The organism is Stenotrophomonas sp. GD04145 (assembly GCF_029835135.1).
GTDB lineage: Bacteria > Pseudomonadota > Gammaproteobacteria > Xanthomonadales > Xanthomonadaceae > Stenotrophomonas > Stenotrophomonas maltophilia_P.
This window is the reverse complement of record NZ_JAODZG010000003.1, coordinates 60,363-80,100: the sequence shown is the minus strand read 5'-3', so window position 1 is coordinate 80,100 and position 19,738 is coordinate 60,363. Positions and strand designations below refer to the sequence as shown.

Genomic DNA, 19,738 nt, shown 5'->3' with positions numbered 1-19,738 from the left:
GAAGGGGCTCCCGCGTTGCCGGTCAGCCGGCCTGTTCGACCAGGTTGGCCAGTTCGTCGGCATCGAAACCGGCCAGCAGGCGGGCTTCCAGGTTGAACGGACCGTGCAGGTAACCGCCTGCGAACTCGACCAGCAGTGCCTTGAAGCGTGCGCGCGGTTCAACGCCGGCACGTTCGCAGTACCAGCGGTACCAGCGCGAACCTGCGGCGACGTGCGCCACTTCCTCGCGCAGGATGATCTCCAGCACATCCGCGGTCTCGCCATCGCCGACGTTGCGCAGCTTGTCGATCATGCCCGGTGTCACGTCCAGGCCACGCGCTTCCAGTACGCGGGGCACCAGCGCCATGCGTGCCAGGCCGTCATGTGCGGTCTTCTCGCACATCTCCCACAGGCCGTTATGCGCAGGGAAGTCGGCGTAGTCGTGGCCATGTGCCAGCAGGCGCTCACGCAACAGCATGAAATGCCGCGACTCGTCATCGGCACAACTGACCCAGTCGGCATGGAAGGCTGCGGGCAGGCCGCGGAAGCGATACACGGCATCCCAGGCCAGATCGATCGCATTGAGTTCGATGTGGGCGATGGCATGGATGAACGCGGCGCGCCCTTCCACGCCACCGAGGCCACGCCGCGGCACCTCGCGCGGATGGACCAGCACCAGGCGGTCCGGCCTGCCCGGCATCCGGATCGGCTCCGGTGGCGGCGCATCCACCGCCACCTTCAGCCGCCCCGCGCGGAATGCCGCGGCATGAGCCTGGGTCAGGGCCACCTTGCGCAGCGGATCGGCTTCTGCAAGGCACTGCTGCGCGGCACGCAGCAGGTCACCACCGACGTCGGCCAGCTCGACCACGCCCTTGGCCTCAGGCGCGGCGCTTGTGCTTGGCGTCGTCCGAACGCAGCTGCTGGATGCGCTCGAAATAGCCCGGTTCGATGCCGGTGGGATAGTGGCCGTTGAAGCAGGACGAGTCGAAGTTGCGCAGTGCGGGGTTGCCCTCGCTCACGGCCGCTTCCATGTCTTCCAGATCCTGGTAGATCAGCCAGTCGCAGCCCAGGTGGGCCTCGATTTCTTCCACGCTGCGGTTGTGCGCGACCAGTTCTTCGGCGGCCGGCATGTCGATGCCGTAGATGTTCGGGAAGCGCACCGGCGGCGCGGCACTGGCCAGGTAGACCTTGCGTGCGCCCGCATCACGGGCCATCTGCACGATCTGCTGGCTGGTGGTGCCACGCACGATCGAGTCGTCCACCAGCAGCACCACCCGGTTGCGGAACTCCAGGTGGATCGGGTTGAGCTTGCGCCGCACCGACTTCACCCGCTCACCCTGCCCCGGCATGATGAAGGTGCGGCCGATATAGCGGTTCTTGATGAAGCCTTCGCGGTACTTCACCCCGAGCACATTGGAGATTTCCAGCGCCGCATCGCGCGAGGTGTCCGGAATCGGGATGATGGTGTCGATGTCGTGGTCCGGGCGCAGGCGCAGGATCTTCTCGCCCAGCTTGATGCCCATGCGCATGCGCGCCTTGTGCACCGAGACATTGTCGATCATCGAATCCGGGCGGGCGAAGTACACGTACTCGAAGATGCACGGCGTATGCTCGGCCGGTTCGGCGCAGATTTCCGAGAACAGCTCGCCACGCGCGGTGATGACCAGCGCTTCGCCCGGCTGCACGTCGCGTACGCGCTGGAAGCCGAGCACGTCCAGTGCGGCCGATTCGGAAGCGACGATGTACTCGTCGCCCTCGGCATGGCTGCGCTTGCCCAGCACCAGCGGACGGATGCCATGCGGATCGCGGAAGGCAACCAGTCCCAGGCCCAGCACCACGCTGACCACCGCGTAGCCGCCCTTGCAGCGACGATGCACCCCGGCCACCGCGCGGATGGCGGCTTCCGGACTGAGCTGGCGCTGCTGTTCCAGTTCGTAGGCGAACACGTTCAGCAGCACTTCGCTGTCCGAATCGGTGTTGACGTTGCGGCGGTCCTGCTCGAACACCTGCTGGCGCAGAGCCTCGGTGTTGATGAGGTTGCCGTTGTGCGCCAGGGCGATGCCATACGGCGAATTGACGTAGAACGGCTGCGCCTCGTCCATGCCTTCCGAACCGGCCGTGGGATACCGCACGTGGGCGATACCGACGCTGCCCTCCAGGGTGGACATGGTGCGTGCGTCGAACACGTCGCGGACCAGGCCGTTGGCCTTCTGCACCCGCAGGCGGCTGCCGTTGGCGGTGGCGATGCCTGCCGCGTCCTGGCCGCGATGCTGGAGGACGGTCAAGCCGTCATACAACTGCCCGGCGACGTTCTGGTTGCCGACGATTCCGACGATGCCACACATGGTGCGAGGTCTCCGCTGGGCTGTGCCCAGTTACAAGGAAGGTGGCCGTGCCTGGCCTGGGGTCCCGCCCGCGGCAGGCGCGGGCCGGGCCGGACGCGCGGGCGCCGGCTCGATGTTGCTGGGCAGTGTGGGGGCCGGCCGGGGCTCCCGCTCCACGTCCACGGGCCGCGGCCATCCGCCGCCCGCCACTACCTCGTTGAGAACGCCATTATCGCCTGTCGGCGCCGGCTTGCCCAATACCTGCGAGGAGGTGGGGGCATTCTCGAGCAGGGGCAAGGGCAGTGCCCCCGGCAGCAGGCCGTCCAGCGGCAGCGCCTGTGGCAGCATGCCGTCCAGCTGCGGCAGCTGGGCCTGCATCCAGGCCACCGCCGGCTGCAGCAACGGCCGCACCTGCGACTGCTGCCATGCCGGCTCAGCCGGCAACGCGGTGAAACCGGCCAGCAGCAACAGCACGCTGGCGAAGAACAGGCCGCGGACCAGGCCCAGGGCACCGCCCAGCAGGCGATCCACGCCGCCCAGCAGGGTCAGTTTGATCGCTGCCTTCAGCAACAGCCCGACCAGCCCGACCGCCACCACGGTGAGCACGAACACCCCCAGATAGCCGGCCAGATAGTGACCCGTGCCGGGTGGCTGCGGCGCCGCCCACCAGTGCGATGCCTGATTGCCGAAGGTGAACGCCATCCAGCCGGCCAGCAGCCAGGACACCAGCGCGACCACCGTGCCGACGAAACCGCGGATGAAGCCGAACAGCACCGACGCACCGATCAGCACGCCCAGCACGATGTCGATCACGCTGCCCGCTCCTGCCGACGACAGCGGCGGACAGCGCGCGTGATCACGGGTGCGGTCGGACCATGCCGGCCACGCCGACCTTGGCCGCCACCTGGGCCTTCAGCTGCTCGGCATCGGCGCGGTTGGCCACCGGCCCGACGCGCACGCGATGCAGGGTGCCCTTTTCGGTGCGGACCTGCTCGACGAAGGCACTGAATCCGGCAGCGCGCACCTTGTCGCGCAGCGCGTTGGCGTCGTTGGCCTGGCCGAACGCCCCCAGCTGGACCGCGAAACCAACACCGCCCGCCGCCGGCGCGGCCGGGGTTTGCGGTTGCGGCTTCGGCTCGGGCTTGGCGACCGGCTTCGTCGCCTCCGGCGTCGCCGTTGCCTTCGGTGCTTCAGGCTTGGCGACCGGCGTGCTGGGCGGCAGGCTCTCGCTGCGCACCGGGTTGCCCGTGGCCGACGGCGTGGACGCCGCCGCCGGGGTGCTGGCCGACGGTGCCGCCGGCGCCGGAGCAGCGGCGGCCGGTGCAGCCGCAGCTGCGGGCGCATCCAGCGTGATCACCTCGGCATGGACGTCGGAGCGGATCTTCACCGCCTGCAGGCGGGCCGCCTCGGCCTGGGCGCGATCGGCATACGGTCCGACGCGCACGCGCCACGCCTGCCGGCCGTTGATGGTCGCCGCCTCGGCAAAGCCCGGCAGCTGCGAACGCTTCAGATAGGCGATCACCGCATCGGCGTCGGCCTTGCTGCCATAGGCGCCGAATGTCACCGCATAGTTGCCGGCAGCCACCGCCGGCGAGGTGTCCACGGTCGGCGGCGTGGCGGGCGCGGCTGCGTCCTGCAGCGGTGCGGCCTGGCCACTCTGCAGGCCGGTGGCGCCCCCGGCCGGGGCGACCAGCGGCAGCTCACGCGTCTCGAACTGGCCGTCGGCGGGCGCATTGGGCGCTGCGATCGGCACACTGGCGACGCCACTGTCCGGCGCCGGCCCCTTCACCAGCATCGGCAGGAAGATCACGGCGAGTGCCACCAGCACAATGGCACCAATCAATCGCTGTTTCAGAGGCGTATCCACGTGAGGCAGGCAACTGTCCGGGGGTTGCGGTCGATTATACGGGTGCCGGACCGGACGGCGTCGGCGTTGGCTGAACGTGGATCAGGGCGCGGGCTGCAACCACTGCAGGGCCGCAGCGGCCGTGTGGAACGAACCGAATACCAGTACGCGGTCGCCTGGCTGGGCCTGTGCCAGCACCTGCGTCAGTGCCTGCTCGACAGTGCCGGCCAACCGTGCGGTGACCGCAGCGGTGCCGTGCAGGCGTGCCTGCAGCTGCTGCGCGCTCTGTCCGCGCGGACCTTCCAGGCCGGCCAGCGTCCACTCATCCACCACCTCCTGCAGCGCCTGCACCACGCCTTCCGCATCCTTGTCCTGCAACGCGGCATAGACCGCCAGGGTCCGGCCCGGGATAGCTTCGGCCTTCAGCGCGCGTGCCAGCTGGCCGGCCGCCTGCGGGTTGTGACCCACATCGACCCGCACCTGCACGCCATCACGATCGAATGCCTGCAGGCGACCGTTGATTCGGGCCGCGGCGATGCCAGCCGCCCACGCCGCGCGTGGCAGCGGCCGGTCCAGCGCGCGCAGCGCGGCAATGGCCGCACCCGCATTGGCCAGCTGGATCGGACCGGCCAGCGCGGGGGTCGGCAGTTCCATGCGCAGGCCGACATCGCGCCAGCGCCAGCGCTGGGCATCGATCGGCTCGTAGAAGTAGTCGCTGCCGCCGCGGATGGCGTTCGCGCCCAGCAGATAGGCCCGTGCCAGCACGCTCGACGGCGGGTCGGTCTCGCCCAGGATCACCGGTTTCCAGCCGCGGATGATGCCGGCCTTTTCCGCACCGATCGCTTCACGGTCCTCGCCCAGCCACTCGGCATGGTCGATGTCCACCGTGGTGATCACGGCCACGTCGGCGTCGACGATGTTGACCGCATCCAGACGCCCGCCCAGCCCGACTTCCAGTACCGCCAGATCCAGCGCCGCCCCCGCGAACAGCTGCAGGGCGGCCAGCGTGCCGTACTCGAAGTAGGTCAGGGTGATGTCGCCACGCGCAGCTTCGACGGCGTTGAATGCCGCCACCAGAGCGGCATCCTCCGCATCCTGCCCATCGATGCGCACGCGTTCGTTGTAGCGCAGCAGGTGCGGCGACGTGTAGGCCCCCACCTTCCAGCCTGCAGCGCGGCCGATGGCCTCGATGAAGGCGACCGTGGAGCCCTTGCCGTTGGTCCCACCGACCACGATGGTGCGCTTGGCCGGCGCGCCCAGTCCCATCCTCGTGGCCACGGCGCGGACGCGCTCCAGGCCCATGTCGATCGTCGCCGGGTGCTGGCGTTCAATGTAATCCAGCCATTCGGCCAGGGTGGTCGGCAGGTTCGTCACGGCAGCGGTTCCAGCAGAAGCAGGGTGGTTCGATGTGGACAGGGATCAGAGGGCGCGGTGCTTGGCTTCGCCGAAGAACGGGGTGTGGTGGGCGCAGTCGTTGAGGCGCACGACCTCCAGGCTCTCCAGGTCCGGACCTTCAAGCAGGTTCAACGTGGTCGGTGCCTGGCGGAAGGTCCACAGCCGCGACAGCGGCAGGCCCAGCACCCTGCACAGGATCACCCGGTTGACGGCATCGTGTGCGACCACCAGCAGCGTGTCGTGCTCCCCGAGGCCCTCGCTGGCGCGTGCCAGGCCGCGCCAGCTGCGCTCGAGCACCAGACGCAGCGACTCGCCGCCCGGCATCAGCACGGTATCGGGTTCCTCACGCCACGCCTTCAACCGCGACGGGTCCTTCTCGTTGATCTCGCTGGCCAGCAGGCCTTCCCACTCGCCATGGGCGATTTCCTGCAGATCCGGTTCGGTCTGCAGCGTGCCGGCACGGTCGGCGCCGAGGGCCAGCTGGGCGGTGCGCTGGGCGCGCGACAGCGGCGAGGCTACCGCACGGGTGATGTCCACGGATGCCAGGCGGGCGCCCAGCGCCTGGGCCTGGGCTTCGCCGATGGGCGAAAGCGGGATGTCGATCTGGCCCTGGTAGCGGCCTTCGGCGTTCCACGGGGTTTCGCCGTGGCGGGCAAGCAGGATGCGCATGCGTGCAAGGAGTCCTGGGGGGAGGAGAGGGCCGCGTTTCGTTCACATCCTGTGAAGTACGCGGAACAGGGATGATACCTGTTCGGCGCATCGCACCGGTCGGGACATGAAAAAACCCCGCGACGGGGATCGCGGGGTTTCGGGATTGCAGACGGATTCCGCCGGGCATCGCCCGGCGGCGCCAGCATGAACCTTACTGCGCCAGGTTCAATTCCTTCAGCAGCTGCGGCGCGGGGGCCACTTCCTGCATGATCCACTGCATGTAGCGGCTGTCCACCGCGATCATGCGGGTCATCACCGGGTCGAATACCCAGTTGGAGCTGACCGATTCCCAGTTGCCGTCGAAGGCCAGGCCGACCAGCTTGCCGTGCGCATCGAGCACCGGCGAACCGGAGTTGCCACCGGTGATGTCCAGGTTGGACAGGAAGTTCACCGGCACCGAGCCGATCCGCTTGTCCTCCAGGCCGCCATACCGCTTGGCCTTGACCGCATCCAGCAGTGCCTTCGGCGAGTCGAACGGATCGACGCCGGTTTCCTTCGCCGCAACGCCTTCCAGCGTGGTGAACGGGGTGTACTGGACACCGTCCTTGGCATAGCCCATGACATTGCCGAAGGTGATGCGCAGCGACAGGTTGGCATCGGGATAGACGAACTCGCCCTTGCTCTTCTTGTAGTCCGCCACCGCCTGCAGGTACAGCGGACGGGCCGTCAGCGATTCGCCTTCGCGGATCTTCCTCTGTTCTTCCTGCTTCAGCAGGGCCGGCATCACGGCCACGGCGTACTGGATGGCCGGATCGGTGCTGGCCTCGAAGGCGGCACGGTCGGCCTTGAACCACTTCAGGCGTGCATCGAGGCTGCCCAGTCCTGTGCCGGCCAGCTTCTTCACCAGGCCGTTGACGGCCCCGGCATCGCTGCCGCCCAGCCACTGGTTGAGAACCTCGTTGTTGCGCTGTGCCGCCGGCAGCGCGACGTACTGGTCCAGCCAGTACTGCTGCAGCTGCTGGTCCATGCCGGCGACGTAGCGACGGTCCATCTGGCGCAGATTGCCTTCCAGGGTCGGCAGGTCGCGCTCCTGATAACCGGCTTCACGCTCGGCGTCCGGCTTGGCGCGTTCGATCGACAGGCGGTACAGCGACAGCGCGGCGCCCACGGCCGAGGTGTTGTTGAACTGGCCGACGAACAGATCGCGCTCGCGGGTACTCTTGCTGGTATCCAGGTGCTTGAGCAACTGGGCGTGTGCGGCCAGGGCCGGCTTGCCGGCTGCGCCCTGCTGCTTCAGCCAGGCCAGCACGGCGGCCTCTTCGGCCCGCTTCTGCCCGGCCGCGTCGATGCGCTTGAAGCCTTCCAGCTGGCCGACGTAGTTCTTGGCCACGTTGTTCATGCTGGCCGCCGTGTTGGCGTACTTGACCTTGACGTCGGCGTCGGCCTTGCCGGCCTTGTCGATCAGCGCCAGCACTTCGTTGTAATGGCGGGCGATGGTCGGGTAGGTGAACTCGGCGGTTTCATTGAATTCGCCGGCCAGCGCATAGCGGTTGGTGCGGCCCGGGTAGCCGGCCACCATCACGAAGTCGTCCGCGCCCAGCGGCTGGTCGGCGAACTTCAGGAAGTGCTTCGGCTGGTACGGCACATTGTCGGCCGAGAACGCGGCCGGCTTGCCATCCTTGCCCACGTAGGCGCGATAGAACGAGAAGTCGCCGGTGTGGCGCGGCCACATCCAGTTGTCGACGTCGCCGCCGAACTTGCCGACGCTGCCCGGGGGCGCATAGACCAGGCGCACGTCCTTGATTTCCATGTTGCGGAACAGGCGGTAGGTATTGCCGCCGGAGAAGCTGTACAGACGGCAGCGGAAACCGGCGTCGGCTTCACAGGCGGCGGTCTGGGCCTTGTCGAACGCTTCCAGCGCACGGGTGCGGGCCAGCGGGTCCTTGCCGGCGGCGGCGATGGCGGCCTTGGCCTGGTCGGTGACGTCGGTGATCCGGTCCAGCACGAACACGCGGGCGTTGGGACCGGCGCTGAGTTCGTCCTTCAGGGTCGGCGCGTTGAAACCGTCCTTGATCAGGTTCTTCTCGGCGGTGGAGTTGAGCTGGATCGCGCCGTAGGCACAATGGTGGTTGGTGACCACCAGGCCCTGCGGGGAAACGAAGCTGGCGGTGCAGCCGCCCAGCGCCACCACCGCGCCCATCGGGTCGCCGGTCAGGTCGGACAGCTGTTCCGGCGACAGTTTCAGGCCGGCCTTCTGCAGCGGGCCGGCGATCTCCGGCAGCTGCTGCGGTACCCACATGCCTTCGGCGGCATGGGCGACCTGGACCAGCCCAAGGCTGGCGACGACGGAGAATGCAAGCAGGTTCGAGCGCATGGAGCGGCCCCTGGTAGTGGAACCTTCGATTGTAGCCCGCCCCCCTGCCCTGTCCCGAACCCCGGAAGTCATGGCCCCTGGCCCGCCGGGCATGGCCCAGCGCTACCCGCACGATTTCCCGATGGCGCGGGACCATGCCCCGCGAGCGCGAGCCGCCCGATTTCCCGGCAGCGCCTGGCCATGCCCGGCGAGCACGCCGGTCGCGTTCGAAACGCCCGCCGGCGCACGCCTTTCGTTCCGCCAGCGCGCCCGCAGCGCAACATTGGAATTCCGCGCAGACCTCTATAATCCGCGCTTTCCCCCTGATGAGTTCCACCCCGATGGCGCAGCAAACGATGAAGGCCCTGGTCAAGCGCGAAGCGGCCAAGGGCATCTGGCTCGAAGAGGTCCCGGTGCCGACCCCGGGCCCGAACGAGGTCCTGATCAAGCTGGAAAAGACCGCCATCTGCGGTACCGACCTGCACATCTACCTGTGGGACGAGTGGAGCCAGCGCACCATCAAGCCGGGCCTGACCATCGGCCACGAATTCGTCGGTCGCATCGCCGCGCTTGGCTCGGCGGTGACCGGCTATGAGGTTGGCCAGCGCGTCTCGGCCGAAGGCCACATCGTCTGCGGCCACTGCCGCAACTGCCGTGGCGGCCGCCCGCACCTGTGCCCGAACACCGTCGGCATCGGCGTGAACGTCAATGGCGCCTTCGCCGAGTACATGGTGATGCCCGCCAGCAACCTGTGGCCGATCCCCGACCAGATTCCGTCCGAACTGGCGGCCTTCTTCGACCCGTACGGCAACGCCGCGCACTGCGCGCTGGAGTTCGACGTGATCGGCGAGGACGTGCTGATCACCGGCGCCGGCCCGATCGGCATCATCGCTGCGGGCATCTGCAAGCACATCGGTGCGCGCAACGTGGTGGTGACCGACGTCAACGACTTCCGCCTGAAGCTGGCCGCCGACATGGGCGCGACGCGCGTGGTCAATGTCACCAACACCTCGCTGAAGGACGTGATGAAGGAACTGCACATGGAGGGCTTCGACGTGGGCCTGGAAATGAGCGGCAATCCGCGCGCCTTCAACGACATGCTCGACTGCATGTACCACGGCGGCAAGATCGCCATGCTCGGCATCATGCCCAAGGGTGCCGGCTGCGACTGGGACAAGATCATCTTCAAGGGCCTGACCGTGCAGGGCATCTACGGCCGCAAGATGTACGAGACCTGGTACAAGATGACGCAGCTGGTGCTGTCCGGTTTCCCGCTCGGCAAGGTGATGACCCACCAGCTGCCGATCGACGACTTCCAGAAGGGCTTCGACCTGATGGAAGAAGGCAAGGCCGGCAAGGTGGTACTGAGCTGGAATTGATCACTCGCGCCTCCGGCGCGACTGCCTGATTCCCCCGCATTTCACCTTGTCCCCGCGCCGTTGGCCGGCCCACAGGGTTCCCCGCGTCAGACACGAAAAAGGCACCTCCAGGGGTGCCTTTTTCGTTGGATGTCATGCGCCGGTTACTGGCCTACCGCCACCGTGAACACCACCCGGTTGTCGGCCAGCTTGCCGCTGTTGTCGCGGCCGTTACCGTCGGTGCCGTAGTAGCCCAGGCCGAGGGTGAACAGACCCCAGGTACGGGCCACGCCAACGTTCCAGTCGGTGTAATCCTTGGCGATACCCTTTTCGAAGGTGCTGCGGCCGACGCTGGCGCTCAGCGTGAAATCCTGCGGCAGGCCCCACTCGCCGCCCAGCGCGTAATACCAGCCATCGGTGCTGCTGTTCCACACGTCGTTGCTGTAGGCCACCGTCAGCTTGTAGGTGTCATCCAGCGTGGTGGTGGTGATCAGCTCGTTGTAGTTCAGCTCGCTGGCGCCGGGGTAGGTGTAGCGGTTCAGCAGCACATCGAAGTTCACGCGCTCGGTGGCGTCAACGCCGTAGCCGATCTGGTAATCCACTTCGACGCTCGGGTCGCCCGGGCCGAAGTCCACGCCCGATCCCCAGACACCGGCATACAGGCCAACCGGGCTGGTATAGGTGAAACCGGCCTGCAGGGTGGGATCCTCATCGGTCTGCGACACACCACGGAACAGGTAATCCGACACGGCGGTAACGTTCCAGCTGTACGGCGATTCGCTGTCCTGGGCGCTGGCGGCAAACGGGGCCAGGGTCAGGGCGGCGGCAAGGGCGAGGCAGGCACGAGCGTGCTTCATGGTCGTCTCCGGTGGGGGCGGTGGCGTGCAGGGCAGTTGCGGGAACCGGAGCCAGAACGGGCCGGTTCACGATTTTTTAACCCGTTTGCTATTGCATTGCAACATCTGCCGGCCATGGCGGTGCCTGCCTGCCGCCGGTCGCCAGCCATCGATGCCCGGTAGAATCGTCGGTTTCCCGTGCTGAGCCGTGCCCACGCCATGACCGACGCCTCCTCCGCCCTGACCCGCCACTATGCCGAGGAACTGGACGCCATCCGCGCCCAGGGCCTGTTCAAGTCCGAGCGGATCATCACCAGTCCGCAATCGGCCGAGATCACGCTGGCCGATGGCCGCAAGGTGCTGAACTTCTGCGCCAACAACTACCTGGGCCTGGCCGATCATCCCGACCTGATCCAGGCCGCCAAGGATGCTCTGGATACCCACGGCTTCGGCATGGCCTCGGTGCGCTTCATCTGCGGCACCCAGGACCTGCACAAGCAGCTCGAGAAACAGATCGCCGATTTCTTCGGCAAGCAGGACACCATCCTGTATGCGGCCTGCTTCGATGCCAACGGCGGCCTGTTCGAGCCGCTGCTCGGCGAGAACGATGCGATCATCTCGGACGCACTGAACCACGCATCGATCATCGACGGTGTGCGCCTGTGCAAGGCCAAGCGCTTCCGCTACGCCAACTGCGACATGGCCGACCTGGAAGCGCAGCTGCAGGCCGCCGACGCCGCCGGCTGCAGGACCAAGCTGATCACCACCGACGGCGTGTTCTCGATGGACGGCTTCATCGCCCCGCTGGACGAGATCACCGCGCTCGCGAAGAAGTACAACGCGCTGGTGCACATCGACGAATGCCATGCCACGGGTTTCCTGGGCGCCACCGGTCGTGGCTCGGCCGAAGTGAAGGGTGTGCTGGAAAAGATCGACATCATCACCGGCACTCTGGGCAAGGCCATGGGGGGCGCACTGGGCGGCTTCACCTGCGCCAGCGCCGAAGTGATCGAACTGCTGCGCCAGCGCTCGCGCCCGTACCTGTTCTCCAACTCGCTGCCGCCGCATGTGGTCGCCGCCGGCATCAAGGCCTTCGAAATGCTGGCTGCCGCCGACGACCTGCGCGACCGGCTGGCCGAGAACACCGCGTACTTCCGCGGGAAGATGACCGCCGCCGGCTTCGACGTGAAGCCGGGCGTGCATCCGATCAGCCCGGTGATGCTGTACGACGCACCGTTGGCGCAGAAGTTCGCCGAGCGCCTGCTCGAGGAAGGCATCTATGCGATCGGCTTCTTCTTCCCGGTGGTGCCCAAGGGGCAGGCACGTATCCGCACCCAGATCAGCGCCGCGCACAGCCGCGAGCAGCTGGACCGCGCGATCGACGCCTTCTCCCGCATCGGCGTCGAGCTGGGCGTGATCAAGGGTTGATCGCCCCGAGGGGCAGCGCCGGGCCATGCCCGGCGGTTTCCCGACAGCCGCGCCATGCGCTCGCCGGGCACGGCCCGGCGCTACCGGAATGACGCGCAATGCGCGTCATTTCTTTTTCTTCTTGTCCTTCGGCTCATCCTTGCTGGCCACCACGACCGGCTTGGCGGCAGCGTCCTGGGCATTGCCACGGGCGACGCGGATGCCATTGGCCTTCATCCATGCATCGAACTCGTCGGCGGTCATCTTCCTGTCGCCGTCGCTCATCAGGAAGCGGTAACTGCCGCGACCATCCAGTTCCGGGGTTTTCACTTCCACCACCGGGGTTTCGGCAGGCGTTTCCGTCTTGGCCATTTTCTTGTGGCCACCGCAGGCGGCCAGCAGCACGATCGGCAGCAGCAGGCCGGCACAGCGCAGGGTTCGGTTGAGGGACGAGTGGTACATGGGCAGGCTCCGTTCGGGATTTCGACGACCAGACGCCCCCTACGCCTGGAACGGTGACCGGCATCCGCCGGCCGCGGGCATGACGCTCAGCCCGGTGCAGCGGCCCCCAGCCGCTGCTGGTCATTGACCTCCAGCATCCGCCACTGGCCCTTGCCGAGATCGCCGAGCGCCAGGTCGCCGATCGCGACCCGGACCAGGCGCAGCACCTGCAGGTCGAAGGCCGCCAGCAGGCGGCGGATGTGGCGGTTGCGGCCCTCGTCGAGGACCACCTCCAGCCACGAGGTCTTGTCACCGCTGCGCAGCACGCGCACGGCCCGGGCGGCCAGGAATTCACCCTCGTCGTCCACCCCGGCCTGCAGCGCCGCCAGCGTGGCCGCATCGGGCAGGCGATCGATCTGCACGTGGTAGGTCTTGTCCGGCCCGGTCTGCGGATCGGTCAGGCGCGCCGCCCACTGCGGATCGTTGCTGAACAGCAACAGGCCCTCACTGGCCTTGTCCAGCCGGCCGACCGGCGCGATCCAGGGCAGGCCGGCGCCGTCGAAGCAGCGGTATACGGTGTCACGGCCGCGCTCGTCCTGCGCGGTGGTCACCACCCCGCGCGGCTTGTTGAGCATCAGGTAAAGCCGCTGCGGCGGCGCCAGCGGCAGGCCATCGACCTCGATGGGAGGTGCCGGGCTGCCGATCGGAAACTCCGGGTCGCGCACGATACGGCCGGAGACGCGCACGCGGCCCTCGGCGATCCAGCGCGCGGCTTCGCTGCGCGAGCACACGCCGGCCTTGGAGAGCACACGCGCCAGGCCATGGCGCGCACCCTTGGATGCATCCGGATCCGCGCGCCCACGCAGGACGTGGGAGCGGGCGGCGGGGGCGGCAGGTGGGCGGCGCGTACGCAAGCCTCTGCTCCCCGCGACGGTTACTTCTTATCGACCGGCTTGGTCTCAGCCGGAGCTTCGGCCGCGGCCGGGGTGGCCACCGGTGCCGGGCGCGCCTTGACCACGCGGACGCCACGCGCCTTCATCCAGGCATCGAATTCCTCGGCGGTCATGCGCTTGCCGTTCTGGCTCATGTCGAAGCGCCACGGCGTATTGTCGAATTCGGTCTGCGGCTTGTACGCCGCCGGATCGTTCGGCTTCACCGCCGGCGCGCTCGGAATCGCCTTGGCGATGTTCTGGCAGCCGTCGATGCGCAGGCGTTGCAGCACCTGGTCCAGCGACTGCGAAGGATCGTAGCTGCTGCTCAGCACACCGGCCGGCATGCCCAGCTGGTTGCCACGGATGTACAGCTCGTCGGCCACCGGCGCGATGGTCGTGGCCGGCAGCGGCAGCGGCGAAGCGCTGGTATTGACCGAGCAATCGACCGCAGCGTGAGCGGCAGGAACCAGGGCCAGCGCCAGGACGGCGGCCGATGCAGAGCGCAGCATGAGAGGCATCCACGGAAGGAAGGTGACGCGGCGAGTGTAGCAATGCGGCGACAGCTTTCAAGCGCCACTTTCAATGAATGCGCCAACTCATTGGTTTTTTGGACAAAAAGCCGACAAACGGTTGGTCCATCGAGGCCCGTTCCGGCTTTTCCCGCCGCAGAAACAACAAGACCCGGCCGAAGCCGGGTCCTGCTGTGTCTTGCGGGCGAAACGTCAGAACTTAGTTCTGGACGTTCAGCTCGGTACGACGGTTCTTGGCGCGACCTTCCGGATTGTCCGAACCATCCGGGTTGGTGTTCGGAGCAATCGGACGGCTCTCGCCGTAGCCGATCGGGCCGACCAGACGCGAAGCGTCCACGCCGTTCTTGGTCAGGTAGTTGTACACCGCGGTGGCGCGGCGCTCCGACAGCTTCTGGTTGTAAGCGTCGGTACCCTTCGAGTCGGTGTGACCGGCGACTTCAACGCGCAGATCCGGATAACGCTTCAGGATCTCGGTGGCTTCGCTCAGGATGGCCACGGCGTCCGGACGCAGGTTCGACTTGTCGAAGTCGAAGTTCACGCCCTTCAGGTCGATCGAGACCGGCACCGGGCAACCGTCCGGACCGATGGTCTGACCCGGCTGCGAGTTCGGGCACTTGTCGTCGCAGTTGTTGACGCCGTCACCGTCGTCATCCAGGTCGGCGCAGCTCGGGGCAACCGGAGCCGGAGCCGGAGCAGCCGCGACCGGAGCCGGGCCCAGCGGGATCACGACGCCGACCGAAGCCAGCACGTCGCCGAACCAGTCTTCGCTGGCAGCGTGGTAGCTCTTGTCGTCGAAGTCAGCGCGGTAGGCCACTTCGGCGCGGACAGCAACGCGCTTGTCGAAGGTGGTCTGCAGGCCGACGCCGAGCTTGGCGGCAACGTTGCCGTCCTTGCGCTCACGCGGACCATTCAGGCTGTTGGCCGGGTACTCTTCTTCCGACTTCTGGTAGCCCAGGCCACCGACGATGTACGGGTTCCAGCCGCGGCCTTCCTTGATGAAGTGGCGACGCAGGTCCAGCGAGATGCCGTACTGCGACCAGTTCAGGTCCTGATTGCTGTCGAAGTTCGGGTTCTGATAGTTCAGCTCACCGTCCAGCGACCAGTTCGGGCTGATGAACTTACCCAGGCCCAGGGTCACGAACGGAGCGTCGTTGGTCAGACGGTCGTTGTCCTGGAAGTTGAAGCCGGCCGAACCGGTCAGGTACCAGCGGTCATCGAACTCCTGCGCAGAAGCAGCCTGGGCGAAAGCCAGACCACCCAGCAGCGCGGCAGTAAGGATCTTCTTGTTCATTGAGTACAGCTCCTATTTCGGGGGTATGAAACCGGTAGAGGCATGGGCCAGCACTACTGCGTCGATGTTCAGACAGCCGATTCAGCACGCCACCGCCGCGAACATTATGCTCAGGCGGGTGAAGGCCATGTTAACAGTCCCGTAACATGTGAAGTGTTGCGCCCGACCGGCCACCGGTCCGACGTTGAAACCCTATACAGGATGATGAAAATCCGCAAGACCCTCACCCCATAAGGGTTTGACGGTGTTTAGGCAACGCAGGCGACATTCTGCGGAACGCGCGGCGAAGGAGATTCAGCGCGCCCCCGGAAACGTGAGGAACCTTATGATGAAAAGGGAAACCGAGCCGGAGTCGAGATGAAAGCCGTGGCCTTGAGTCGTGAATCCGCCCCCGCCCTGCAGGATCTCCGGCTGCCGCCGCCGCTGCCGCCAGCCGGCCGCGATCTGCTGGTCCGCGTGCAGGCGGTTTCGATCAATCCGGTCGACGGCAAGCAGCGTGCCGCCACCGATCCGGCCACGCTGGACACGCCGCGGGTGCTCGGCTGGGATGCGGCGGGCGTGGTCGAGGCCATCGGCGAGGACGCCCGCCTGTTCGCCTCCGGCGACGAGGTCTACTACGCCGGCGATGTCACCCGCTCCGGCTGCAATGCCCAGTATCAGCTGGTGGATGAGCGGCTGGTCGCACGCAAGCCCACCACGCTGGATTTCGCCGAGGCAGCGGCGCTGCCGCTGACCACGCTGACCGCATGGGAGCTGCTGTTCGAGCGCATGCCGCTGCATCTGGATGACCGCCGCCACGCCGGGCAGCACCTGTTGGTGATCGGCGGCGCCGGCGGCGTCGGTTCGATGGCCATCCAGCTGGCCCACCATGCCGGCTTCACGGTCATTGCCACCGCCTCCCGCGAGCGGTCGGCCGACTGGTGCCGGCAGATGGGCGCCCATCACGTGATCGACCATCGCCAGCCGCTGCAGCCGCAGCTGCAGGCACTGGGCATCAGCGCCGTGCAGATCGCGCTCAACCTGGCCGACACCGATCACTACTGGGATGAACTGGGCCAGCTGCTGGCGCCGCAGGGGCACGTCGGGCTGATCGTCGAACCCCGCGGCGCGCTGCGCATCGGCGACCCGTACAAGGCCAAATGCATCGGCATCCACTGGGAATTCATGTTCGCGCGATCGCGCTTCGGTACCGCCGACCGCATCGAGCAGCACCGCATCCTGAGCCGCGCCGCGAGCATGATCGATGCAGGCCAGCTGCGTGGCACGCTCAGCGAGACACTCGGCACGATCAATGCCGCCAACCTGCAGGCGGCGCATGAGCGGCTGGCCAGCGGCCGCACGCTGGGCAAGCTGGCACTGGCAGGCTGGGACGACTGACGCGCGCGCTGTGGCGCGGGATTCACCCGGATCTGTATCTATGGAAGCGGGCGATTCGGGATTACGGTGGAGACAGATTCCCTCCCCCCGAGCGCTCCCATGCCCACTGCCCTGCCCCTGCGCCTGCTGCAACTGATCGTCGGCCTGTTCCTGTACGGCTTCGGCGCCTCGCTGATGATCCGTGCCGCGATCGGTGTCGCGCCCTGGGACGTGCTGTCACAGGGCGTCGCGGCGCAGACCCCGCTGTCCTTCGGCCTGGCCACGAACGTGATCGGCGCGCTGGTCCTGCTGCTGTGGTGGCCCCTGCGGCAGAAGCCGGGCGTCGGCACCGTGCTCAACGTGCTGCTGATCGGTCCGTCCGCGCAGTTTGGCCTGTGGCTGTTGCCGCCGGCTGTCGGCCTGGTCTGGCAGGTGGCGATGTTCGGTGCCGGCATGCTGCTGGTGGCACTGGCCACCGGCCTGTATATCGGCGCGCGGCTCGGCCCCGGCCCGCGCGACGGGCTGATGACCGGCCTGCATGCCCGCACCGGCTGGCCGATCTGGAAGGTGCGCAGCCTGATCGAAGGCAGCGTCCTGCTGCTGGGCTGGTGGCTGGGAGGCAACGTGGGCGTCGGCACCCTGGCCTTTGCGCTGCTGATCGGCCCGCTGTGCGGGGTGACGCTGGGCTGGTTCGGCATCGGCCGGCCCCTGCCGGCGGGTGGCGCCGGGCCACGCCCGGCGAGCGCGCAGCGCGGCCACGGGTAGCCGCATCGCCGGGCATGGCCCGGCGCTACCGATTCGCCCGCCCCTTGCCCCGACCGCCGTTTCGCGGCACGCTTCGCGCTTCCGTACGCAAGCGTATCGACCATGTCGCCAGCCAACGAAAGCGCCTATCCCCACCTGTTCGCCCCGCTCGATCTGGGCTTCACCCAGCTGCGCAACCGGGTGCTGATGGGTTCGATGCACACCGGGCTGGAAGATCGCGCGCGCGATTTCCCGCGCCTGGCCGCCTACTTCGCCGAGCGCGCCGAAGGCGGCGTCGGCCTGATCGTCACCGGCGGCTTCGCCCCCAACGTGGTCGGCTGGCTCAAACCCTTCGGCGGCAAGCTGTCCTGGCCCTGGGAAGTGCGTCCGCACCGGCAACTGACGGCCGCCGCCCACCAGCATGGCGCGAAGATCTGTCTGCAGCTGCTGCACGCCGGCCGCTATGCCTACCACCCCCTGTCGGTGGCGCCCTCCAAGCTCAAGGCGCCGATCAATCCGTTCACCCCGCGCGCACTGTCGGCCAGCGGCGTCGAACGGCACATCGCCGATTACGCACGCAGCGCCAGGCTGGCACGCGAAGCCGGCTACGACGGTGTCGAAGTGATGGGCTCGGAGGGATATCTCATCAACGAGTTCATCGCCCCGCGCACCAACACGCGCACGGACCGCTGGGGCGGCGATGCCTCCCAGCGCATGCGCTTCGCAGTGGAGATCGTGCGCCGCATCCGCGAAGCCTGCGGCCCGGATTTCATCATCATCTACCGGCTGTCACTGGTGGATCTGGTTGAGGACGGCAGCAACTGGGAGGAAATCGTGCAGCAGGCGCAGGCCATCGAGGCCGCGGGCGCGACGATCATCAATTCCGGCATCGGCTGGCACGAGGCGCGCATTCCCACCATCGCCACCTCGGTGCCCCGCGCCGCCTTCGCCGGGGTCACCGCCAAGCTGAAACCGCATGTGACGGTGCCGCTGGTAGCGACCAACCGCATCAACATGCCCGAGGTTGCCGAGCGCATTCTCGCCGACGGCGGTGCGGACATGGTGTCGCTGGCGCGCCCGCTGCTGGCCGACCCGCAATGGCCGAACAAGGCGCGCGCCGGCCGTGCTGACACGATCAACACGTGCATCGCCTGCAACCAGGCATGCCTGGACCACGTCTTCGAGAACAAGCTGGCCAGTTGCCTGGTCAATCCGCGGGCCGCGCACGAAACCGAGCTGGTCTACCGCCCGGCGTCCACACCGAAGCGGGTGGCGGTGGTGGGCGCGGGCCCGGCCGGCCTGGCTTGTGCCACGGTGGCCGCCGAGCGCGGTCACCAGGTCACCCTGTTCGACGCCAGCGACGAGATCGGCGGCCAGTTCAATGTGGCCAAGCGCATCCCGGGCAAGGAAGAGTTCCACGAGACGCTGCGCTATTTCCGCCACAAGCTGCAGGACACGGGCGTGCAGCTGCGCCTGGGTACCCGGGCAGACGCGACCTGTCTGGCCGGCTTCGACGAGGTCGTGCTGGCGACCGGCATCACGCCGCGCCGGGTCGACTTCCCCGGCGCGGACCACGCCAAGGTCGTCAGCTACCTGGACGTGCTGCAGGGCCGGGTCGAGGTGGGCGCCAGCGCGGCCATCATCGGTGCCGGCGGCATCGGCTTCGATGTCGGGGAATTCCTCAGCCACGAGGGCCCATCGCCGTCGCTGGACCCGCAGCGCTGGATGGCCGAATGGGGGGTGGACGCCACCTTCGAGGCCCGCGGCTCGCTGGCCCGCCCGCAGGTGGACGCTTCGCCACGCCGGCTGTGGCTGCTGCAGCGCAGCCCCGGCAAGCCGGGTGCGCGCCTGGGCAAGACCACCGGTTGGATCCATCGCGCCACGCTGAAGGCCAAGGGCGTGCGGATGCTGGGCGGCGTCGAGTATCTCGGCGTGGACGACCAGGGGCTGCGCATCCGCGTGGAAGGCAGCGAACAGCTGCTGCCGGTGGATCATGTGGTGATCTGTGCAGGGCAGGAACCGAACCGCGCGCTGCAGGCCGAACTGCAGGCGGCGGGCATCAGCGCACAGCTGATCGGCGGTGCCGATGTGGCCGCCGAACTGGACGCCAAACGCGCCATCGATCAGGGCAGCCGGGTGGCGGCCGCCCTTTGATCCAGACCTGAATGGGCGGCGGGACTGTGATTTCCGTCACCCACCTCAAAGCTGAATGTCAAGCCGGGCGATTCATGATGCGTTCGGCCAGCCCCCCCTACCTTGCGCCAACTTTCCGCTCACCACCCAGTTTCCGGTGAG

17 protein-coding genes are annotated in these 19,738 nt (G+C 67.6%); 5 read left to right on the top strand and 12 right to left on the bottom strand.

Annotated elements, in window-relative coordinates:
- Positions 1 to 22: 22 nt before the first annotated feature.
- From N7367_RS02485 to N7367_RS02455, 7 genes are all read right to left on the bottom strand, one after another.
- Entirely contained in the window at positions 23 to 847 is an 825-nt protein-coding gene (locus N7367_RS02485; protein ID WP_065175939.1) for a ferritin-like domain-containing protein, read from the bottom strand.
- 10 nt (positions 848 to 857) lie between these two features.
- Positions 858 to 2,324: an amidophosphoribosyltransferase gene (gene purF / locus N7367_RS02480; RefSeq protein WP_065175938.1), complete on the bottom strand. Its 1,467-nt coding sequence runs from the start codon at positions 2,322 to 2,324 to the stop codon at positions 858 to 860.
- A gap of 30 nt (positions 2,325 to 2,354) precedes the next feature.
- On the bottom strand, positions 2,355 to 3,116 hold the full coding sequence (locus N7367_RS02475) for a CvpA family protein (protein ID WP_197600980.1): 762 nt from the start codon (positions 3,114 to 3,116) through the stop codon (positions 2,355 to 2,357).
- A 43-nt stretch (positions 3,117 to 3,159) separates the two neighbouring features.
- Positions 3,160 to 4,170, bottom strand: a complete 1,011-nt coding sequence (locus tag N7367_RS02470; protein ID WP_053519449.1) for an SPOR domain-containing protein — start codon at positions 4,168 to 4,170, stop codon at positions 3,160 to 3,162.
- 81 nt (positions 4,171 to 4,251) lie between these two features.
- Positions 4,252 to 5,523: a bifunctional tetrahydrofolate synthase/dihydrofolate synthase gene (gene folC, locus N7367_RS02465; protein ID WP_279941651.1), complete on the bottom strand. Its 1,272-nt coding sequence runs from the start codon at positions 5,521 to 5,523 to the stop codon at positions 4,252 to 4,254.
- Between the two features lie 45 nt (positions 5,524 to 5,568).
- Positions 5,569 to 6,213, bottom strand: a complete 645-nt coding sequence (locus N7367_RS02460; RefSeq protein ID WP_053519451.1) for a histidine phosphatase family protein — start codon at positions 6,211 to 6,213, stop codon at positions 5,569 to 5,571.
- A 193-nt stretch (positions 6,214 to 6,406) separates the two neighbouring features.
- Positions 6,407 to 8,569 (bottom strand): S46 family peptidase, encoded by a 2,163-nt coding sequence (locus tag N7367_RS02455; protein WP_065175934.1) that lies wholly within the window; start codon positions 8,567 to 8,569, stop codon positions 6,407 to 6,409.
- 335 nt (positions 8,570 to 8,904) lie between these two features.
- Between N7367_RS02455 and tdh the strand changes: the two genes are divergently transcribed.
- Complete coding sequence (tdh, locus tag N7367_RS02450; protein ID WP_053520036.1) at positions 8,905 to 9,927, top strand: L-threonine 3-dehydrogenase; 1,023 nt, start codon at positions 8,905 to 8,907, stop codon at positions 9,925 to 9,927.
- Positions 9,928 to 10,070: 143 nt separating this feature from the next.
- On the opposite strand, the gene N7367_RS02445 is transcribed toward tdh, so the two are convergent.
- A complete protein-coding gene (locus N7367_RS02445; RefSeq protein ID WP_053520023.1) occupies positions 10,071 to 10,763 on the bottom strand; it encodes a TorF family putative porin in 693 nt (230 codons plus the stop codon).
- Between the two features lie 198 nt (positions 10,764 to 10,961).
- On the opposite strand from N7367_RS02445, the gene kbl reads away from it, so the two are divergent.
- Positions 10,962 to 12,170, top strand: coding sequence for a glycine C-acetyltransferase (kbl, locus tag N7367_RS02440; RefSeq protein ID WP_065175932.1), 1,209 nt, complete (start codon positions 10,962 to 10,964; stop codon positions 12,168 to 12,170).
- A gap of 105 nt (positions 12,171 to 12,275) precedes the next feature.
- On the opposite strand, the gene N7367_RS02435 is transcribed toward kbl, so the two are convergent.
- The 4 genes from N7367_RS02435 to N7367_RS02420 all read right to left on the bottom strand — a co-directional run bounded on the left by N7367_RS02435 (position 12,276) and on the right by N7367_RS02420 (position 15,343).
- Entirely contained in the window at positions 12,276 to 12,611 is a 336-nt protein-coding gene (locus N7367_RS02435) for a hypothetical protein (RefSeq protein ID WP_065175931.1), read from the bottom strand.
- Positions 12,612 to 12,697: 86 nt separating this feature from the next.
- Complete coding sequence (locus N7367_RS02430) at positions 12,698 to 13,456, bottom strand: pseudouridine synthase (protein ID WP_279941707.1); 759 nt, start codon at positions 13,454 to 13,456, stop codon at positions 12,698 to 12,700.
- A gap of 68 nt (positions 13,457 to 13,524) precedes the next feature.
- The gene (locus N7367_RS02425) at positions 13,525 to 14,031 is read right to left on the bottom strand and encodes a hypothetical protein (RefSeq protein ID WP_065182879.1); all 507 of its coding nucleotides are present in this window, start codon (positions 14,029 to 14,031) and stop codon (positions 13,525 to 13,527) included.
- A gap of 220 nt (positions 14,032 to 14,251) precedes the next feature.
- Entirely contained in the window at positions 14,252 to 15,343 is a 1,092-nt protein-coding gene (locus N7367_RS02420; RefSeq protein WP_279941650.1) for an OmpA family protein, read from the bottom strand.
- 357 nt (positions 15,344 to 15,700) lie between these two features.
- On the opposite strand from N7367_RS02420, the gene N7367_RS02415 reads away from it, so the two are divergent.
- The 3 genes from N7367_RS02415 (at position 15,701) to N7367_RS02405 (ending at position 19,597) form a co-directional block, all read left to right on the top strand.
- A complete protein-coding gene (locus N7367_RS02415; RefSeq protein ID WP_053520028.1) occupies positions 15,701 to 16,720 on the top strand; it encodes a zinc-binding alcohol dehydrogenase family protein in 1,020 nt (339 codons plus the stop codon).
- A 99-nt stretch (positions 16,721 to 16,819) separates the two neighbouring features.
- On the top strand, positions 16,820 to 17,464 hold the full coding sequence (locus N7367_RS02410) for a hypothetical protein (protein WP_065182876.1): 645 nt from the start codon (positions 16,820 to 16,822) through the stop codon (positions 17,462 to 17,464).
- Between the two features lie 102 nt (positions 17,465 to 17,566).
- Entirely contained in the window at positions 17,567 to 19,597 is a 2,031-nt protein-coding gene (locus tag N7367_RS02405; RefSeq protein ID WP_279941649.1) for an NADPH-dependent 2,4-dienoyl-CoA reductase, read from the top strand.
- Positions 19,598 to 19,738: the final 141 nt, after the last annotated feature.

What these genes read in the sequence shown, in the direction of transcription:
- N7367_RS02410 (WP_065182876.1), top strand. Translation starts at nt 16,820, where the DNA reads ATGCCCACTGCCCTGCCCCTGCGCCTGCTGCAACTGATCGTCGGCCTG.
- N7367_RS02425 (WP_065182879.1), bottom strand. Translation starts at nt 14,031, where the DNA reads ATGCTGCGCTCTGCATCGGCCGCCGTCCTGGCGCTGGCCCTGGTTCCT.
- N7367_RS02460 (WP_053519451.1), bottom strand. Translation starts at nt 6,213, where the DNA reads ATGCGCATCCTGCTTGCCCGCCACGGCGAAACCCCGTGGAACGCCGAA.
- N7367_RS02455 (WP_065175934.1), bottom strand. Translation starts at nt 8,569, where the DNA reads ATGCGCTCGAACCTGCTTGCATTCTCCGTCGTCGCCAGCCTTGGGCTG.
- N7367_RS02415 (WP_053520028.1), top strand. Translation starts at nt 15,701, where the DNA reads ATGAAAGCCGTGGCCTTGAGTCGTGAATCCGCCCCCGCCCTGCAGGAT.
- N7367_RS02405 (WP_279941649.1), top strand. Translation starts at nt 17,567, where the DNA reads ATGTCGCCAGCCAACGAAAGCGCCTATCCCCACCTGTTCGCCCCGCTC.
- N7367_RS02420 (WP_279941650.1), bottom strand. Translation starts at nt 15,343, where the DNA reads ATGAACAAGAAGATCCTTACTGCCGCGCTGCTGGGTGGTCTGGCTTTC.
- N7367_RS02445 (WP_053520023.1), bottom strand. Translation starts at nt 10,763, where the DNA reads ATGAAGCACGCTCGTGCCTGCCTCGCCCTTGCCGCCGCCCTGACCCTG.
- kbl (WP_065175932.1), top strand. Translation starts at nt 10,962, where the DNA reads ATGACCGACGCCTCCTCCGCCCTGACCCGCCACTATGCCGAGGAACTG.
- N7367_RS02435 (WP_065175931.1), bottom strand. Translation starts at nt 12,611, where the DNA reads ATGTACCACTCGTCCCTCAACCGAACCCTGCGCTGTGCCGGCCTGCTG.
- purF (WP_065175938.1), bottom strand. Translation starts at nt 2,324, where the DNA reads ATGTGTGGCATCGTCGGAATCGTCGGCAACCAGAACGTCGCCGGGCAG.
- tdh (WP_053520036.1), top strand. Translation starts at nt 8,905, where the DNA reads ATGAAGGCCCTGGTCAAGCGCGAAGCGGCCAAGGGCATCTGGCTCGAA.